An 18,657-nucleotide genomic window follows, 5' to 3' on the forward strand; every position below is an offset into this window, starting at 1 on the left:
TGTTTTTGAATTATAGCTTGCGACTAGTCCACGTAAGCTTTCGTGAGTTCAGTTAGCCACTCCATAAACAGATGTACCCGGCGGGAGAGGTTACGGCGGTGAGGATAAATCAGCGAAACGGGCATCGGTTCCGCCCGGTACTGCGGGAGGATCTCAACCAGTTTCTTCGCGCGCAGTAAATCACGTACTCCAACCCGCGGAACCTGAATAATACCTAACCCCGCAAGGCAGGCAGCCTGGTAGGTCTCCGTGCTGTTGACCGTTAATACACCGCCCGTCTTGACCCACTGCGTCGTGCTGCCGTTATAAAACTCGAAGCCCTGCGGGCGTGTGCCCAGCGTGGCGGCATAGTGGATCACCGCATGTGAAGCCAGATCGTCCAGCGTCTCGGGATAACCGAAGCGCGTCAGATACGCCGGGCTGGCGCAGTTGATGACGGACAGCTTGCCTAGCGGTCGGGCTATCAGCCCTGAATCCTTCAGCGTGCCCACGCGCACCACGCAGTCAAACCCCTCGCGAACCACGTCCACCAGACGGTCGCTGCTGCTGAGTTCCAGTTCGATGCCGGGATACTGTTGCAGAAAGGCGGGCAGTTTGGGGATGACTAAATTTCGTGCAACGCCAACGGGCATATCGACACGCAACCGCCCGCTGATGCTGGAAGGGTCATGAAGGAACATGCTGTCCAGTTCGTCGAGGTTTGCCAGCAGATCTTTTGTGCGTTCGTAATAGACCATCCCATCCTGCGTCAGGCTGACGCGACGGGTGGTACGGTGCAATAGCTGGGTGCCCAGCTGGTTTTCCAGCGCCTGGATTTGCCGCGAAACGCTGCCCTTTGGCAGGCTCAGCGTCTCCGCCGCGCGGGAAAAACTCTCCAGTTCTGCGACACGGATGAACAATTGCATTGCGTGAATTTTATCCATAGGCGGCGCTCATTGTTGTTCTTAATGAAACAGTGAAGCGTTATCCACTGTCTTTATTGATTTTCTATCACCTAATAAGCTCTTTCTCAATCTCCATAACAGCCGAAACGAGGTTTCCCATGAGTGAACGTATTGCATTAGTGACAGGTGGTAGCCGTGGCCTGGGTAAAAACGCGGTTTTGAAGCTGGCGGCAGAAGGGACGGGGATCGTCCTGACCTATAACAGCAGCGAGCGGGAAGCGCAGAACGTCGTGCGTGAAATTGAGCAAAAAGGGGTTAAGGCGGTGGCATTACAGCTTAACGTCGGCGAAATCTCCACTTTCGGTGACTTTGCTAAAAAAGTGCAGGAAAGCCTGAAGACGGTCTGGCAACGTGACACCTTTGATTATTTATTAAACAACGCGGGCACGGGTTTATATGCACCCTTTACCGAGACGACGGAAGCTCAGTTTGATGACGCAATGAACATCCACTTTAAAGGACCGTTCTTCCTGACTCAGACCCTGCTGCCTCTGATAAAGGATGGTGGGCGCATTCTGAACGTCTCCAGTGGTCTGGCCCGTTTCACCCAGCCGGGCTCGGGTACCTATGCGGCGATGAAAGGGGCGATGGAAGTGCTGACCCGCTATCAGGCGAAAGAGCTGGGCGCGCGCGGGATCGCCGTCAACATTATTGCCCCCGGCGCGATCGAAACCGACTTTGGCGGCGGACGCGTGCGTGACAACGCCGAGCTTAATCAACTGCTGGCGTCGCAGACGGCGCTGGGTCGCGTGGGCCTGCCGGACGACATTGGCGATGCCATTGCCGCCCTGCTTAGCGACAAACTGGGCTGGATGAACGCGCAACGTATTGAAGTGTCAGGCGGTATGTTCCTCTAAGCCGCACGCTTAAGGGGAGGGAACCTCTTAAGGAAATCCTTAAGACAAATGTGTCCAGATACGGGTAGATATAAAGAAAACGGGTGGATTTGTAACCTCTCCATTCATTGAGTTTTTTCTCAAATAATGCCTCTGTAGAATCCCCCCTCGCTATTCTCAGAGGGAGAAAAACGATGCGAGTAATCATGTTTGACAGGCAGTCGATATTTATTCATGGAGCGATACAGAGTCTGCAAAAGTTAATTCCGGAAATAGATATGACGGGGATCAGTCAGGCTGATGAATTATGGGCGCAGTTGTCCGCGTCACCCGCCGCTATCGTGATGATTGACGGGGATTTAATTCAGAAAGAGGGCATCGCTTTCCTGGAGGAAATCATACATCGCTTCCCGGCACTCCGCGTGGTGATGGTTCTGGCGAAAAAAGAGAGCCGATGGATTGAACAGGTGAGGCAGCGAAACGTGATGGCGATTATTCCCCGCAATGCGAACCCGGAGCGATTCGCCGCCGTGCTGGATTCCGTGTCCAGAGGGATGATCTGTTTTCCCGGGGAGTGGCTCAGGCAGCAGGCTTCGCAGGAGGCTTTATTAACGCTAAGCGAGCGTCAGCGTGAAGTGTTGAAACGCCTGGCTGCCGGGGAGTCAAATAAGGAAATTAGCCGCAGCCTGAATATCAGCGCGGCAACGGTAAAAGCCCATCTGGAAGCGCTTTTCCGTCGGCTGGATGTCAAAAACAGAACGCAGGCGGCCATGTACTACACCCGTTCAACGGCCTGAAGCCATGCTTTTACCCGCGTCGGTATTTCACCGAAGCTGAATATCGTTAATATCAGCGCGTCATGCTGCTGTTGGGTTAAGGGGAGCGTCACATTTTCCCGCAGCAGCGCCTCGCATAATTGCAAATCGCCGTGGAGCAAATATTCTGCCTCGATGGGGGTGATAAGACGGCGAAAATCTTCCCGCGGGTGGATGACGTGACCATATCCGATAACCCATATTCCGTTTATGTCACGATATTTCTCCAGGGAAAGCCCCTGATTTTTTTTAATTAACGCAATCGCAGCAGACGATATCTTTAGCGTAGAACCTGGCATATTCGTTTCCTCTTAATGGCAACACTGTAGAGGAAACGACGCGGGAGAAATATCCGCCAAATGGCTATTGCTCAGGGATTATTATTCAGATATTCATGCTTCAATAAGCCAAATAGCCAGTCATTTTGCCACTGATCGCCAAGGTAATAATTCTCGCGCAGTTCGCCTTCCAGTTGAAAACCTGTTTTTTCCAGTACACGCTTTGACGCGATATTTCCCGCCGTGACGGTTGCGGTAAGCCGACGAATACCGCCCTGAAGAAAGGCATAATCGCAAAGCGCCCGCAGCGATTCGAAGCCGTAACCTTTACCGTGTGCCGCAGGGGCGAAAAGGAATCCGACTTCGGCACAATCTTCTTCCCGATGAATGTAACCCGTGACGCCCAGCGGAGCCTGCGAGGCTGTATCACGCACGGTGAGGCAAAGCCAGTGCGCGCTGCCCGGCGACCATGGGACGAGACGAGAATCGAACGCGGCGCGGATCTCTGCCAGAGGGCGGTTTTCCGCCACAAAGCGCATCACGTTGGGATCGTGCTGTAGCGCGAGAAAAAATGGCCAGTCCTGCTCGTGCAGCGGTGAACAGGTGAGACGCGCGGTCGTTAATACGGGCATTCAGATTCTCCTGAAACATTTTAAATGATTATAAGGTTGTCACTTTATTTCAACAGAAAGTCAGGTATGTTTAACGTCGTATAAATAAAAGAAAAAAAGGCTGTTTCATGCCTGGCCCAGGCGTTTTCATTGTCTCTGAAGGAATACAATGACTCTCAGCACATCACACCCCATTCGCGAACAGTTTGAACACTGTCTTGCGGTTATTCGTCAGGCGTCAGTCGAAATTCTGCTCCTGCTGAATGTACATGCTTCTGAAGGAAAAGATCCACGCTGGTTTCTGGAACAGCTGGACAGTGCCCGCTTAGGTCTGGGGGGATGGACTGCTGTTGCGAAGCAACTCAACCTGAACGACGCTGAAATGTCGACATTTACGCTACAGCTGCGCCTGCTGCAGCAGCGCGTGCCTCAGTATGAAAGCGGGCAGGATGTCACTGAAAATCAGCTGATTGCGGCGATGCGGTTTGTGACGACTCTGGAGCATCTTCGTCTCCAGCAGCCTCTTCTGACTTACAACACCGAGCTGGCGCACGGTAGCGAAATCCAACAGCAGCAGGCGCATAAGCAGGTCCGTGCTATCGAATTGATGATGAAGGGGCTGATCCAGCAGGCGTGGCCCGATCAGGTGCGGCTCAATAACCATCTCAAGACTCTGTTCAATGCCGATCGCGTTCGTCGCTGGCTGAAGCTGGGCGACATTAACGATGTGTTGAGCGGCATGATGTTCAGCGAGCTGGCGCAGCTGCTGGTGGATAAAAAAGAATTTAGCCGTTACTACGCGTCACTGTTTAGCGATCCCGCCATGCTGACGCTGCTGGTGGAGCCGCGCATAACCCTGCAAACCTTCCTTGATGACATCCGACAAATCCGCAACAGCATTACCGTGCAGCGGGCATTAAGTTCCGCGCAAATCCTGCTTCTCGATCGCTACTATACGCAAGTCACCCGACCCGTTCAGCGCGCGTTTGAAGAGGGAAGAACGCGCGTCAATCCGGCGGGATTACTGGCCGTGGATGCCAGCGAACTGCATTCATTCTGGGAAAAGGCGCAGAAAATGGACCGGGTCACGGGCGGCGATCTGTTCGAGGTGCGTGACAGCATTGAAAAGCCCACCCAGCGCGCGCCGCGAACGCCTGAACAGCGCGAGCAGCTCATTTCCGGCGTGCTGTGGGGCGCGGTTGGCGTCATGGTTATCGCGATTATTGCCGGGGGCGTCTGGCTTGTGACCAGCGGCAAACCGCAGCACGTCGCGGCGAATGCCGCAGCCACGCCTCCAGTAGAGGAGATGCGTGAAACGCCTTCCTCGCGTGAGACGCTGACGCGCATGGGCGTCACCTGGGACGAGAATAATTTCCGTTCAGCCATCAACCGCAATGACACCCGCGTGGCGCTGCTTTTCTTGCAGGGTGGCATGGACTGGAAGCTGTCCTGGACGGAAGAGGCGATGTCGTCAGACCATGACGACGTGCTTGAACTGATGCTGCGCTATCGGAAAAACATGGTGGAAGAGAAGCCGTGCCGTCGTTTTATCAACACGCTTAGCCACGCGATGGCGAACGGTGAGTCTCTGACGTCAACGCGTAAAGACTATTTAAAAGCGTTTTGCACCGTACCCGCTGTTGTGAAGCGCCAGCAGCACGACGCGGATATGGCGAAGCGCCGCGCGCAGGCACAGCCGGGCTCTGAAACGAAAAAATGGCAGTCTATTCAGACCGCCATTTATGAGGTGATTCGCTGATTGTGTCTCCCTCTCCCGCAGGGCTGAGGAATGCTCAGTAATGTTTAAACAGAAGCAATAAAGTTGTTTCAGAACGATTGAAGGCTTTCAGCGATGCTCTGGTCCGGCTGTAAATCGCTGAGGCGTTTCCTGCAGGCCGGGGCGAGGCGCAGGGATGCGCCGAGAGGGCGGGCTTTACAGGGATGTTACCTCCGCCCGTCCCCGATAAGCCGGAAGGAATAAGCCGAGGGGACCGCGAAGCGGCGATTTACCGCCGGGAGCCTGGGTCGCCAGGGTGGTGGCGACTGAGCCACCCTGGCACGTTCACCGGTCATGTCGTTACAGAGTAGCAAGGAACATAAAGTGAACGGAATGACCGCCAGAGTCGTATGTTCCCCCTCACCCCAGCCCTCTCCCTCAAGGGAGAGGGGGTCGTCCGTGCAGGCATTATTTTTTGGGGAACCCTCAGCCCACAGGGAGAGGGCCGGGGTGAGGGCACCTAACCGCACCCCGCTTAAGGCTCCCCATACAGCCCAATCAGCCTCCGCACTACGCCGTTCGTCCAGCCGAAGCCGTCCTGAAGCGGGTACTCCCCACCCCCGCCTTCACGCGGCGTGCTGCTGGCGATGTGGTACTTCTCAATCAGCTTGTGGTGCGTCTTATAGAAGTGGTTCACCGTGTGCAGCCAGCTCCAGGCGATCTCGTCGCCCAGCGAGTCGTTGCCATACTGCTTGAACCCCTGAATCGCCATCCACTGCAGCGGTGCCCAGCCGTTGGGTTTATCCCACTGCTCGCCGGTTTCGTACTCGGTCGCCAGAATTCCGCCCGGCGTCAGTAGCCGCGCTTTCACCGCATCAGACACGCGTTCAGCCTGCTCATGAGTCGCCATCCCGACATACAGCGGCACGATGCTCGCCGCGGAGAAGAGGGCCATGACTTCACGTCGCCAGTCATAATCCCGATAACAGCCGTTCTCTTCATCCCATAAATAGCGGTTAACCGCCGCGCGGCGATCGCTGGCTTTCTGGCGGAACAGGTCGGCCGTCTCTTTATCTCCTTTCGACGCCGAGATATTGGCGATCGCGCTTTCCAGCTTGAACAGGAAGGCGTTCAAATCGATAGGGATAAACTGCGTGGTGCGGATGCTGGCAAGCCTGCCCGGCTCGCGCAGCCAGCGGGAGGAGTAATCCCAGCCAGACGCCGCCCCGGCGCGTAAATCGCGGTAAACCTCATTCGGCGGACGGCCAGAGTGGCGCGCCGTCTCCACGTCCTCGATCCACGACTCGTCGCGCGGCGTATCGCGGTCATCCCAGTAACGGTTAAGCAGTGAGCCATCCGGCATACGCACCGCGCTGCGGTAGGCCTGGTTAAGCAGCAGCGACTCGGCCCCGTCCATCCAGAAGGCGTGCTCCATCTTCAGGTGTTCAAGATAACGCTTCGCGCCGCGCACCCCGTCCTCCTCGAACAGCTCCACCATCAGGGCAAATACGGGCGGCTGGGAGCGGCTGAGATAGTAGGTACGGTTACCGTTCGGGATATGGCCGTAGCGTTCAATCAGCCACGCAAAGTTATCCGCCATACATTTCAGCAGATCGTTACGGCCACTCTCCGCCAGCCCCAGCATGGAGAAGTACGAATCCCAGTAGTACGTCTCGCTGAATCGCCCGCCGGGGACGATATACGCCTGCGGCAGCGCCAGCAGGGACGACCAGGGAATATGATCCTGCGGTTCGCGCGTCAGCACGGGCCACAGGTTATCAATGTGTTCTTTCAGGGAAAGACCGGGGTCGGAAACGTATTCTGTCCCGTAGGTTTCCGGCATCCAGAAGTGGTTTTCCACAAAGCGTGCCAGGTCAAAATCACGATGGCGACGCACTTTGCGGTAGCGGATCAGGATATCCAGCGGATCCATCTTCGGGGCGCAGTCGGGGAAGGTTTTGCTGTCGGCAAACAGCCTTGATGACTGCACGTGTTCGAACAGTTCAAGGTAGCGGTCGGCAGGCGTCAGGGCGTCGGAGGCCGGCAGCCCCTCGATCATTTCCGGTTCCGGCTCCGCCTCAATCATCTCATCCAGTTTCAACTCGCAGGGATCGGTCTCGTAGCGCAGCTCTTCTTCGATCCCGAATTCGATGTTCTCGGTAGCCTGTATCTTCTGGTTGAACATGGTGATAAGGACCTCCGGTTGTGTGTTCTTAAAGACAGGTTTTTCCGGGCGTCCTATAAGCGTAGACACTCGCTTCGGTAGAAGGGTAGGGATATGTGCGGTAGATCACTCTTTTCGGAGCATTCGTTTTGCAACGATTTATGAATGTTAAAAAAATGCCCCTCAGGAGAGGGGCATCAGGATTAACGCATGGTCACAAACTCTTCCGCCGCCGTCGGGTGGATCGCCACGGTATTATCGAAGTCTTTCTTCGTTGCGCCCATCTTCAGCGCAACCGCAAAGCCCTGCAGGATCTCGTCCATGCCGAAGCCGATGCCGTGGATACCGACAATCTTCTCTTCCGGGCCTACACACACCAGCTTCATGCGGCACGGCTGACGGTGAGAGGTGACGGCGGTGTACATCGCGGTAAACGCCGATTTATACACTTTCACCTGGTCGTCGCCGTACTGCTCGCGCGCCTGCGGCTCGGTTAAGCCGACGGTGCCGATTGGGGGGTGGCTGAAGACCACGGTTGGGATAAGGTTGTAATCCAGATGCTCGTCCGGCTTGTTGTTAAACAGGCGCTCGGAGAGACGACGGCCCGCCGCAACGGCTACTGGGGTAAGCTCAACGGCTCCGGTGTTATCGCCGACCGCGTAAATGCCAGGCACGCTGGTGTTCTGGAACTTATCAACGACGATGTAACCTTTATCGTTAGTTTTCACGCCCGTTACAGCCAGGTTGAAGTTATCGTTCGCCGGTTCACGACCGATCGCCCAGATCAGGCAGTCGACGGTCTGGCTGCGGCCATCTTCCAGCTCCAGGGTCAGGCTGCCGTCCGCATTTTTCACCACCGCTTTTGGTACGGCATTAGTGTGCAGGGTCGGGCCTTCGGTGTTCATCACTTCGACCAGGGTATCGACAATCAGCGGGTCAAAGCTGCGCAGCGGCGCGTGTTTACGCACGAACAGGTGCGCCTCAGCGCCCAGGCCGTTAATCACCCCGGCCAGTTCCACCGCGATGTAACCCGCGCCCACGATGGCAACGCGTTTAGGCAGGGCAGGCAGCTCGAAGAAACCGTCGGAGTCGATGCCGTATTCTGCACCTGGAATATTCGGGTGGCTCGGACGGCCGCCGGTGGCGATCAGGATGTGATCGGCAGTGATCGTCTCACCGTTCACTTCGATCGTTTTCGCGTTCACAAAGCGGGCGAAACCGCGGATCACGTCGACGTTATTTTTGCCCAGCACGTTGTCGTACGAGGTGTGAATGCGGTCAATATAGGCGGTACGGCTGGCGATCAGCTTGTCCCAGTCGAAGTTATTGATGGTAGTGTCAAAGCCATAATCCGGACCGTACATATGGATAGCTTCACGGATTTGCGCCGCATGCCACATCACTTTTTTCGGTACACAACCCACGTTCACGCAGGTGCCGCCCAGCGCTTTGGCTTCAATCAGCGCACACTTCTGGCCGTACATGGCCGCACGGTTGATGGAGGCGATGCCGCCGCTGCCGCCGCCGATTGCGATGTAGTCATAATGCTTAGTCATAGCTTTTGTCCTTAATCGTGAATTGCCGCGATTGTATACCTGAAATCAATAGTTTCCACCGATGGCTGCGATTACTCTGGTACGATCCAACTGACGGTGGCGTGGCCCGTACCCGCTGGCACCAGCGTTTTGTGCAGCCACGGCAGCACGTTGTTCATCTGCGCTTCGAGCTTCCACGGCGGGTTGATCACAATCATGCCGGAAGCGGTCATGCCGCGCTGATCGCTGTCCGGGCGTACCGCCAGCTCAATCTGCAGGATTTTGCGGATACCGGTCGCTTCCAGGTCTTTGATCATGCGTTTGATTTGCGCGCGCAGCACCACCGGGTACCACAGGGCATAGGTGCCGGTAGCGAAGCGTTTGTAGCCTTCGTGGATGCCGGTCACCACCGCCTGATAGTCGGTTTTGATTTCGTAAGGTGGGTCGATCAGCACCAGGCCGCGACGGGAGACCGGCGGCAGCTTGGCTTTCAGCTGCTGGTAGCCGTCGGCTTTTTCCACGCGGGCGCGATTATCTTTCTGGAATTCAGAACGCAGCAGCGGGAAGTCGCTCGGGTGCAGCTCGGTTAACTGGATGCTGTCCTGCTCGCGCAGCAGCTGGCGGGCAATCAGCGGGGAGCCAGGGTAGTAGCGCAACTGGCCGTTGCGGTTGAAGTGATTCACCACGCCAATGTACGGCTCCAGCTCGGCAGGCAGGTCGTCCTGCTGCCAGATGCGGGCGATGCCCTCAAGGTATTCACCGGTACGCTCGGCATGCTCGCCGCTCAGCTGATAACGGCCGGCACCCGCATGGGTGTCGAGATAGAGAAACGGCTTCTCTTTCTCTTTGAGCGCTTCAATGATCAGGCTCTGAACGGTGTGTTTAAGGACGTCGGCGTGGTTGCCAGCGTGGAAGCTGTGGCGATAACTGAGCATGGGTGAACGTGTTCCAGGTTGTAAACGTAGGCCCGATAAGCGCAGCGCCATCGGGCAAAAATAGAGCGTATCGCCACAGTATACAGAAAAGTTTCCACTGCCGCGAAAGCGCAACGTCTGGCATTGAAATCCTCTACACTTAACCCCATTCTAGATCCCATATGCCCAGCGCCGGATGCGCGCTTCATTCACCTATTTCAACAGGACAGCGTTTATGACCAATCCATTACTGACGCCTTTTTCGTTGCCGCCGTTTTCTAAAATCCTCCCTGAGCATGTGGTTCCAGCCGTTACGCAATCGCTGGACAACTGCCGCGCGGCGGTAGAAAACGTGGTTGCGCAGGGCGCGCCGTACACGTGGGAAAATCTGTGTCAGAAGCTTTCCGAAGTGGACGACGTGCTGGGGCGTATCTTCTCCCCGGTGAGCCACCTGAACTCGGTCAAAAACAGCCCGGAACTGCGCGAAGCCTACGAACAGACCCTGCCGCTGCTCTCTGAGTACAGCACCTGGGTCGGCCAGCACGAAGGACTCTACAAAGCCTACCGCGACCTGCGCGACGGCGACCACTATGCCGAACTGAACACGGCGCAGAAAAAATCTGTCGATAACGCCCTGCGTGACTTTGAGCTGTCCGGGATTGGTCTGCCAAAAGAGAAGCAGGTTCGCTACGGTGAAATCGCCGCGCGCCTGTCCGAGCTGGGCAACCAGTACAGCAACAACGTGCTCGACGCCACCATGGGCTGGACGAAGCTGATTACCGACGAAGCGGAGCTGGCGGGTATGCCGGAAAGCGCGCTGGCGGCGGCAAAAGCCCAGGCCGAAGCGAAAGAGCAGGACGGTTTCCTGTTAACGCTGGATATCCCAAGCTATCTGCCGGTGATGACCTACTGCGACAACCAGGCGCTGCGCGAAGAGATGTACCGCGCCTACAGCACCCGCGCCTCCGATCAGGGGCCGAATGCCGGTAAGTGGGACAACAGCCCGGTGATGGCGGAAATTCTCGCGTTGCGCCACGAGCTGGCACAGCTGCTGGGCTTCGACAGCTACGCTGATAAATCCCTCGCCACTAAAATGGCCGAGAACCCGCAGCAGGTACTCGACTTCCTGACCGATCTGGCGAAACGCGCCCGTCCTCAGGGTGAGAAAGAGCTGGCCCAGCTGCGCGCCTTTGCGAAAGCGGAGTTCGGCGTGGACGAGCTGCAGCCGTGGGACATCGCTTACTACAGCGAAAAACAGAAACAGCACCTCTACAGCATCAGCGACGAGCAGCTGCGCCCGTACTTCCCGGAAAACAAAGCCGTTAACGGCCTGTTCGAAGTGGTGAAACGCATCTATGGCATCACCGCGAAAGAGCGTACCGATATCGACGTCTGGCATCCGGACGTGCGCTTCTTCGAACTCTATGACGAGAAAAACGAACTGCGCGGCAGCTTCTACCTTGACCTGTACGCGCGTGAGAACAAGCGCGGCGGGGCGTGGATGGACGACTGCGTGGGCCAGATGCGTAAAGCCGACGGCTCCCTGCAGAAGCCGGTCGCCTACCTGACCTGTAACTTCAACCGTCCGGTGAGCGGCAAGCCTGCGCTCTTCACCCACGATGAAGTGATTACCCTGTTCCACGAGTTCGGTCACGGTCTGCACCACATGCTGACCCGCATCGAAACCGCAGGCGTAGCCGGTATCAGCGGCGTGCCGTGGGATGCGGTCGAGCTGCCAAGCCAGTTTATGGAAAACTGGTGCTGGGAGCCGGACGCGCTGGCGTTTATCTCCGGCCACTATGAGACCGGCGAACCGCTGCCGAAAGAGCTGCTGGATAAAATGCTGGCGGCGAAAAACTACCAGGCGGCGATGTTCATCCTGCGTCAGTTGGAGTTCGGCCTGTTCGACTTCCGCCTGCACGCGGAGTTCAGCCCGGAGCAGGGGGCGAGAATCCTCGACACCCTGGCCGAGATCAAAAAGCAGGTTGCCGTTATTCCAGGGCCAACCTGGGGCCGCTTCCCGCATGCCTTCAGCCACATCTTTGCTGGCGGTTACGCGGCGGGCTACTACAGCTACCTGTGGGCCGACGTGCTGGCGGCAGATGCCTTCTCTCGCTTCGAAGAGGAGGGGATCTTCAACCGCGAAACTGGCCAGTCGTTCCTCGACAACATCCTGACCCGCGGCGGTTCTGAAGAGCCAATGGTGCTGTTCAAACGCTTCCGCGGACGCGAGCCGCAGCTGGATGCGATGCTTGAGCATTACGGGATCAAAGGCTGATTGTTACGTGAAGATCTGCTTAGTAGATGAAACGGGCGCCGGAGACGGCGCCTTATCTGTTCTGGCGGCCCGCTGGGGGCTGGAGCACGATGAAGAAAACCTGATGGCGCTGGTGATGACGCCGGGACACCTGGAGTTACGCAAGCGCGACGAGCCGAAGCTCGGCGGGATTTTTGTCGACTTTGTCGGCGGCGCGATGGCGCACCGGCGCAAGTTCGGCGGCGGTCGCGGCGAGGCGGTAGCTAAAGCGGTCGGCATCAAAGGGAGCTATCTTCCGGACGTGGTCGATGCCACGGCGGGGTTAGGGCGTGATGCCTTTGTGCTGGCGTCTGTCGGCTGTCACGTGCGGATGCTGGAGCGTAATCCGGTGGTCGCTGCGCTGCTCGACGACGGGCTGGCGCGAGGCTATGCGGACCCGGAAATCGGCTCGTGGCTGCAGGCGCGTTTGCAGCTGATTCACGCCTCCAGTCTGACGGCGCTGACCGATATCACCCCTCGCCCGCAGGTGGTCTATCTCGACCCGATGTTCCCGCATAAGCAGAAAAGCGCGCTGGTGAAGAAAGAGATGCGGGTGTTTCAGTCGCTGGTGGGGCCGGATTTAGATGCAGATGGCCTGCTGGAGCCTGCCCGTCAGCTTGCAACGAAGCGGGTGGTGGTGAAGCGCCCGGACTATGCGCCGCCGCTGGCGGACGTTGCCACGACCAATGCGGTGACCACCAAAGGGCACCGGTTTGATATTTATTCGGGAACGCCAGAATAAAAAAGCCGGGTGGCGGCTTCGCCTTACCCGGCCTACGTTCAGTGCCATTTGTAGGCCCGGTAAGCGTTAGCGCCAGCGGGCTTTTTTGCACTTACTCGTCTTCTTCGTCACGCAGCGGAACAATCAGCATATCCACGTGAACGGTGTTAATCAGCTGGCGTGCTGAAGACATCAGCTTGCTCCAGAAGTCCTGATGGTGACCGCAAACCACCAGGTCCATGTCGTATTTCTTGATCGCATCAACCAGCACCTGGCCCAGGTCGCCGCTGCCGCTCAGGGTTTCGGTGATTGGATAGCCCGCGTTGGTGGACAGCTCGCTCAGCGCATGGTGAGTCTCTTCGGAGATGCGTTTCTGCATATCGCCAAGATTTACGTCGATCAGACCGGTGTAAAGGTCGGAGTAGTTCACATCAACGTGAATCAGCGAAACTTTCGCGTTGTAGGGACGTGCCATGGATACCGCTTTATCAACCAGCACTTTGCTCTCTGGGGAGAGGTCTACCGCGATGAGAATGTGTTTGTAAGCCATAGTGTTACTCCTTCCTTAAGTTATCGATGACTAATGGGGAAAGCCGTCGTCTGATACTTTCATTACGGCCCAGTTAAACATATTTTTCAAGCTTTGGTGTTGATAACGATTAACCTTGTGGCAAAAAAATTAACGGATCTCCTACACTATTTAATGAACCGTTCGGATATTAAAACGCGAACCGGATCGACTTTTGGTCATTCTTTCACTGAACTGTCTGTCAGGGCATTGGAGTTCGGTAGCTCAGAAGCCTTGCTTCGTGGGCGGACGCCGGGGAGGATGTATGATTAGCACCGTCGCATTGTTTTGGGCGTTATGCGTAGTTTGCATAGTGAATATGGCGCGCTACTTCTCATCGTTACGTGCGCTGTTAGTAGTACTTCGTGGTTGCGATCCGTTGCTTTATCAGTATGTGGACGGTGGAGGGTTCTTCACCTCGCATGGACAGCCCAGCAAACAGATGCGTCTGGTGGGATACATCTACTACCAGCGTTACCGCGATCATCACGATGAAGAGTTTATCCGTCGTTGCGAGCGTCTGCGTCGTCAGTTCATTTTGACCAGTGCCCTGTGCGGGCTGGTCGTGGTCAGTATGATTGCATTGATGATTTGGCACTGAGCATAAAAAAAGCGGGTCAGTTTCCTGACCCGCTTTTTTATCGCCTTCAACCGATTAAATCAGCTTCAGCGAAATCCAGTACAAACCGCCAGACAGCAGGATGGATGCCGGGAGTGTAAACACCCAGGCCATCAGAATGTTGGTCACGGTTTTGCGCTGCAGACCGCCGCCGTCAACAATCATGGTACCTGCCACGGACGAGGAGAGTACGTGGGTGGTGGATACTGGCATACCGGTGTAGCTCGCCAGACCGATAGAAACCGCCGCCGTCATCTGCGCAGACATACCCTGCGCATAGGTCATGCCTTTCTTACCGATCTTCTCGCCGATGGTGGTCGCCACACGACGCCAGCCAATCATTGTACCGATACCCAGTGCCAGCGCGACGGCCATGATGATCCAGATTGGCGCGTACTCAATGGTGTTGAGCATATCGCTTTTCAGTTTCTTCAGCAGACGTTTGTCGTCAGCATTCACTTCTGGCAGCTTCGCGACTTTATCCGTCACGTCAGAGATGCAGAGCATGATGCGACGCAGCTGACCACGCTGTTCAACAGCCAGTTTGTCGTAGCTTTCGATGTCGCCCAGCATACCTTTGGCACGTTCCAGCGCGTTAATTGCGTTTGCCGGATGGCAGTGGAACTCGCCCGGCGCGGTGGTGGCACCCGCTTCAGGAGACGGAATCAACTGGTCAACGCCGGTCGCTTTCTTCAACAGGGCAGGATGCTGCTGGAAGTACACTTCGACGTTGTTAATTGCATCACGGGTACGGGTGATTTCGTAACCGGAGGCGTTCATGTTGACCACGAAACCCGCCGGTGCGACGCCAATCAGTACCAGCATCACCAGACCAATCCCTTTCTGACCATCGTTCGCGCCGTGAGAGAACGCCACGCCGATAGCGGAAATGATCAGGGCAATACGCGTCCAGAATGGCGGCTTTTTCTTGCCGTCTTTCTTCTCACGCTCTGCTGGCGTCAGGTGGATACGCGCACGTTTTTTCGTGTTGCTCCAGTAGCGACGCAGGATGAAAATTAATCCACCCGCAACCACCAGACCCACGATAGGAGAGATGATCAAAGAGCCGAAAATCCCCAACACTTTCGGGATGTTCAGCGCATCAACAACGGACGTCCCGGTCATCAGGGCATTGGTTAACCCGATACCGATAATCGCGCCGATGAGAGTGTGAGAACTGGATGCAGGCAGGCCGAAATACCAGGTACCGAGGTTCCAGATAATTGCAGCAAGCAGCATTGAGAACACCATAGCAAGGCCATGGCCAGAACTAACGTTGAGAAGCAGATCCGTTGGCAGCATATGCACGATCGCATACGCAACGCTCAGTCCGCCCAGGAGGACACCAAAAAAGTTAAATACCGCCGCCATAACAACCGCAAGCTGCGATCGCATTGCGCGAGTGTAGATAACCGTTGCTACTGCGTTTGCAGTGTCGTGGAAGCCGTTGATCGCTTCGTAAAACAGTACAAAAACCAGAGCAAGCAATAATAAAAGCCCGGTATGTAAATCCAGGCCGGCAAACAAATGTAGCATAGGACGTTACGCCATTTTGAGGACATGAACGCGGCGCATTATCCAGGACAAATGCACGGCGGGCAAAGTGAAATATAGACTTTTTTTGACATACCACCTGATTTGGGAAAAGTGCCTGAAAGGATAATCTTTAAATATCAATGAAATGGCTTTGTAATATCTTTTTACGCTGGTGTGACCACAGAGGAAACTTTACAATCCGCGGCAGTTAACGAAGAGGATTTTGACGTGGAAAGGTTTGATGCCGTGGTAATTGGCGCCGGTGCGGCGGGTATGTTTTGTGCGGCGATGGCCGGACAGGCGGGTCGTCGCGTGCTGCTGCTGGATAACGGTAAAAAGCCAGGCCGTAAGATCCTGATGTCCGGCGGCGGGCGCTGCAACTTTACTAATCTGTATGTTGAACCCGCGGCCTATTTGAGCCAAAACCGTCATTTTTGCAAATCTGCGCTGGCGCGTTACACCCAGTGGGATTTTATCGATCTGGTGGGTAAGCACGGCATAGCGTGGCATGAGAAGACGCTGGGCCAGCTGTTCTGCGACGACTCCGCGCAGCAGATTGTCGATATGCTGGTGGCCGAGTGCGAGAAGGGTGGCGTGACGATGCGCCTGCGCACCGAAGTGCTGGAAGTCGCCCGCGACGAGCAGGGTTACAGGCTACAGCTGAACGGTGAAACCGTCAGTGCCGACAGCCTGGTGATCGCCAGCGGCGGCCTGTCGATGCCGGGGCTGGGCGCGTCCCCGTTCGGCTATAAAATTGCCGAACAGTTTGGCCTGAAAGTCTTGCCGACGCGTGCCGGTCTGGTGCCGTTCACGCTGCATAAACCGCTTCTGGAACAGCTCCAGACGCTTTCCGGCGTGTCCGTTCCCTCGGTCATTACCGCCGAAGACGGCACGGTGTTCCGTGAAAACCTGCTCTTTACCCATCGCGGTCTCTCCGGTCCGGCGGTGCTGCAAATCTCCAGCTACTGGCAGCCGGGCGAATTTGTGACGGTAAACCTGGTGCCGGACTGCGATCTGGACGCATTCCTCAACGAACAGCGTACCGCGCACCCGAATCAGAGCCTGAAAAATACCCTGGCGATGCAGCTGCCGAAGCGTCTGGTGGAGTGCCTGCAGGTGCTGGGGCAGATCCCCGATGTGTCGCTTAAGCAGCTAAACAGCCGCGAACAGGACGCGCTGGTCGAGACGCTGACAGCCTGGCGCGTTCAGCCAAACGGCACCGAGGGCTACCGCACGGCGGAGGTCACGCTGGGCGGGGTCGATACGAATGAGCTCTCGTCCCGCACCATGGAAGCCCGCAACGTACCGGGGCTCTATTTTATTGGCGAAGTGATGGACGTCACCGGCTGGCTCGGCGGGTACAACTTCCAGTGGGCATGGGCAAGTGCCTGGGCGTGCGCGCAGGCGCTGGCAGAGAAACCGTGACGGAAGGGCGTTTCGGGTCGTCCATTTTCGGGCTAGCGGCTGACGGTAAGCGTTCTTTCATCAGCCGTATTCAACACGTCTACAATATTTCTGGCCGCAACGGTTCCCATTTTTATATATGACGCTGCGCTGACGCCGCCAATATGCGGGGAGATAATGATGTTATCGACGCCCTGCCAGATGTGCGGCGCGGTCAGCGGTTCGCTGGTAAAGCTGTCCAGCCCCGCGCTGTGCAGTGTTCCATCCTTTAACGCTGCGAACAATGACCTGTCGTGAATCAAGCCGCCGCGTGCCGTGTTCACCAGGATAGCGTTTCGCTTAACGTGCGCGAGCGTCTCCGTATTGATCATGCCCCGATTCTCGTCGGTGAGCGGACAATGCAAAGAAATCACATCGGAGCGGGAAAGAAGGTCAGTCAGGGTATCAGTGCGCTCGCAGACGGAAGGCATTGATTTGGCGTAGGGATCGTAAGCCAGAACCCGCATACCAAAGACGTGACCCATATTCGCCACTCGCGAGCCAATCGCCCCCAGCCCGATCAGCCCCAGCGTTAGCCCTTCCAGTTCGATAGATTTATGCGTGGCCTTGTCCCAGTGCCCTTCGCGCAGTCGCGTGTCCAGGGACACCACGGATTTGGCGCAGGCGAGAATCAACGCCCAGGTGTGTTCCGCCACCGCCGCTGCGTTTGCCCCCGGCGCGGATCGGACGGCAATGTTACGCTCGGCCGCCGCCGCCTGGTCTATCACATCGATCCCGCTTCCGTGTTTGGAAATAACCTTCAGGGCAGGCGCAGCATCCATGATTTTCGCGGTTATTTTGCCGTAACGTACCAGTATTGCCACCGGGTTATGCTGCTCGCACAGCGCAATAAGCCCATCCTCCGTGGGCTGGCGACCCGCAAACACCACCTCAAAACCCTGCAAAATTTCCATGGCCTGCTCCGCCAGGTCGCTTCCGGTAACAATGACTACCTTTTTGTTTGCCATTACAGCGTCTCCCCGTCCGCCAGCATGCCCGCCTTGCGCAGCGCGTCGTTAAGCCAGTGTGGACGTAAATCTCCCTCGCGGATGGCGGCAAGACGTTTAGTCTCCATCTCCAGCTTTCCTTTTGCCAGGGCGATAATCTGCTGAACCTCATCGCGCGGGATCACCACCACGCCGTCGATATCGGCTACCACTAAATCTCCTGCCTGTACCGTCGCGCCGGCAACGGAAATCGGATGGTTAACCCGGCCAGGAATAGACTTTGTCGGGCCGCAGGGATTCAGACCGGCAGAGAAAATGGGATAGTTACCCTTGCTCAGCGTGTCAGCGTCACGCACTGCTCCGTCGATGATGATCCCGGCAATCCCGCTCGCCTGGGCCTGGGTTGCCATAATTTCACCCAGTAGCGCACAGCTCAGATCGCCTTTTCCATCGACGACCAGAACATCCCCGGGTCGGGCAACCGCCATCGCGGCGTGAATGGCCAGATTATCTCCTGGCCGTACCTCAACGGTGACGGCCGGACCCGCAACGGCCATATGCGGTGCCAGCGGCTTGATGCGGCCATGGAGCGTGCCGCGGCGTCCGGCAACATCCGCGAGGATAGCTGCCTGATACTCTGCGGCCTGGCGCACCTCTTCAGCAGAAACGCGTTCGAAGTGGCGATTGATCGTTGGTTTTTCAGAAACGGACAT

The 18,657-nt window shown here is 56.6% G+C and carries 17 protein-coding genes; 7 read left to right on the forward strand and 10 right to left on the reverse strand.

Translation table 11 applies throughout. The features are described from left to right. Positions 1–23: 23 nt before the first annotated feature. Positions 24–923, reverse strand: a complete 900-nt coding sequence (locus AC2T6E_RS19960; RefSeq protein ID WP_120159392.1) for a LysR family transcriptional regulator — start codon at positions 921–923, stop codon at positions 24–26. Positions 924–1,042: 119 nt separating this feature from the next. On the opposite strand from AC2T6E_RS19960, the gene AC2T6E_RS19965 reads away from it, so the two are divergent. Next, the gene (locus AC2T6E_RS19965; RefSeq protein ID WP_486692988.1) at positions 1,043–1,801 is read left to right on the forward strand and encodes an SDR family NAD(P)-dependent oxidoreductase; all 759 of its coding nucleotides are present in this window, start codon (positions 1,043–1,045) and stop codon (positions 1,799–1,801) included. Between the two features lie 173 nt (positions 1,802–1,974). Next, positions 1,975–2,577, forward strand: coding sequence for a helix-turn-helix transcriptional regulator (locus AC2T6E_RS19970; RefSeq protein WP_148401346.1), 603 nt, complete (start codon positions 1,975–1,977; stop codon positions 2,575–2,577). Here AC2T6E_RS19970 and AC2T6E_RS19975 read toward each other — a convergent pair. Continuing rightward, complete coding sequence (locus AC2T6E_RS19975; RefSeq protein WP_148401345.1) at positions 2,556–2,894, reverse strand: lysozyme; 339 nt, start codon at positions 2,892–2,894, stop codon at positions 2,556–2,558. The genes AC2T6E_RS19970 and AC2T6E_RS19975 overlap by 22 nt on opposite strands. Positions 2,895–2,965: 71 nt before the next feature. Then, positions 2,966–3,505: a GNAT family N-acetyltransferase gene (locus AC2T6E_RS19980; RefSeq protein ID WP_337257066.1), complete on the reverse strand. Its 540-nt coding sequence runs from the start codon at positions 3,503–3,505 to the stop codon at positions 2,966–2,968. A gap of 148 nt (positions 3,506–3,653) precedes the next feature. Between AC2T6E_RS19980 and AC2T6E_RS19985 the strand changes: the two genes are divergently transcribed. Continuing rightward, on the forward strand, positions 3,654–5,243 hold the full coding sequence (locus tag AC2T6E_RS19985) for an STY4199 family HEPN domain-containing protein (protein WP_262181894.1): 1,590 nt from the start codon (positions 3,654–3,656) through the stop codon (positions 5,241–5,243). Positions 5,244–5,736: 493 nt separating this feature from the next. Here AC2T6E_RS19985 and AC2T6E_RS19990 read toward each other — a convergent pair whose 3' ends face one another. From AC2T6E_RS19990 to AC2T6E_RS20000, 3 genes are all read right to left on the reverse strand, one after another. Then, positions 5,737–7,386 carry an alpha,alpha-trehalase gene (locus AC2T6E_RS19990; RefSeq protein WP_089598696.1) on the reverse strand — a complete coding sequence of 550 codons (1,650 nt, stop codon included), beginning with the start codon at positions 7,384–7,386 and terminating at the stop codon, positions 5,737–5,739. 182 nt (positions 7,387–7,568) lie between these two features. Further along, positions 7,569–8,921 carry a glutathione-disulfide reductase gene (gene gorA, locus AC2T6E_RS19995; RefSeq protein ID WP_486692992.1) on the reverse strand — a complete coding sequence of 451 codons (1,353 nt, stop codon included), beginning with the start codon at positions 8,919–8,921 and terminating at the stop codon, positions 7,569–7,571. Between the two features lie 71 nt (positions 8,922–8,992). Then, positions 8,993–9,835 carry a 23S rRNA (adenine(2030)-N(6))-methyltransferase RlmJ gene (locus AC2T6E_RS20000; protein ID WP_108417662.1) on the reverse strand — a complete coding sequence of 281 codons (843 nt, stop codon included), beginning with the start codon at positions 9,833–9,835 and terminating at the stop codon, positions 8,993–8,995. A gap of 214 nt (positions 9,836–10,049) precedes the next feature. Between AC2T6E_RS20000 and prlC the strand changes: the two genes are divergently transcribed. Together prlC and rsmJ are read left to right on the forward strand one after the other, a co-directional pair. Continuing rightward, positions 10,050–12,092, forward strand: coding sequence for an oligopeptidase A (gene prlC / locus AC2T6E_RS20005; RefSeq protein WP_126816107.1), 2,043 nt, complete (start codon positions 10,050–10,052; stop codon positions 12,090–12,092). Positions 12,093–12,099: 7 nt separating this feature from the next. Further along, complete coding sequence (rsmJ, locus tag AC2T6E_RS20010) at positions 12,100–12,852, forward strand: 16S rRNA (guanine(1516)-N(2))-methyltransferase RsmJ (protein WP_187365558.1); 753 nt, start codon at positions 12,100–12,102, stop codon at positions 12,850–12,852. A gap of 91 nt (positions 12,853–12,943) precedes the next feature. On the opposite strand, the gene uspA is transcribed toward rsmJ, so the two are convergent. Continuing rightward, entirely contained in the window at positions 12,944–13,381 is a 438-nt protein-coding gene (gene uspA / locus AC2T6E_RS20015) for a universal stress protein UspA (RefSeq protein ID WP_003861223.1), read from the reverse strand. 283 nt (positions 13,382–13,664) lie between these two features. Between uspA and uspB the strand changes: the two genes are divergently transcribed. Further along, entirely contained in the window at positions 13,665–14,000 is a 336-nt protein-coding gene (gene uspB, locus AC2T6E_RS20020) for a universal stress protein UspB (RefSeq protein ID WP_003861224.1), read from the forward strand. Between the two features lie 54 nt (positions 14,001–14,054). Here uspB and pitA read toward each other — a convergent pair whose 3' ends face one another. Further along, positions 14,055–15,554, reverse strand: coding sequence for an inorganic phosphate transporter PitA (gene pitA / locus AC2T6E_RS20025; protein ID WP_042717227.1), 1,500 nt, complete (start codon positions 15,552–15,554; stop codon positions 14,055–14,057). Positions 15,555–15,782: 228 nt separating this feature from the next. Between pitA and AC2T6E_RS20030 the strand changes: the two genes are divergently transcribed. Continuing rightward, positions 15,783–16,979: a BaiN/RdsA family NAD(P)/FAD-dependent oxidoreductase gene (locus tag AC2T6E_RS20030; RefSeq protein WP_454540204.1), complete on the forward strand. Its 1,197-nt coding sequence runs from the start codon at positions 15,783–15,785 to the stop codon at positions 16,977–16,979. A gap of 32 nt (positions 16,980–17,011) precedes the next feature. On the opposite strand, the gene AC2T6E_RS20035 is transcribed toward AC2T6E_RS20030, so the two are convergent. After that, positions 17,012–17,965 carry an NAD(P)-dependent oxidoreductase gene (locus AC2T6E_RS20035; protein ID WP_454540203.1) on the reverse strand — a complete coding sequence of 318 codons (954 nt, stop codon included), beginning with the start codon at positions 17,963–17,965 and terminating at the stop codon, positions 17,012–17,014. Beyond that, complete coding sequence (locus tag AC2T6E_RS20040; RefSeq protein ID WP_278436144.1) at positions 17,965–18,657, reverse strand: RraA family protein; 693 nt, start codon at positions 18,655–18,657, stop codon at positions 17,965–17,967. Before AC2T6E_RS20040 ends, AC2T6E_RS20035 begins: the two co-directional genes overlap by 1 nt.

Source organism: Enterobacter sp. B79-1 (assembly GCF_057444735.1).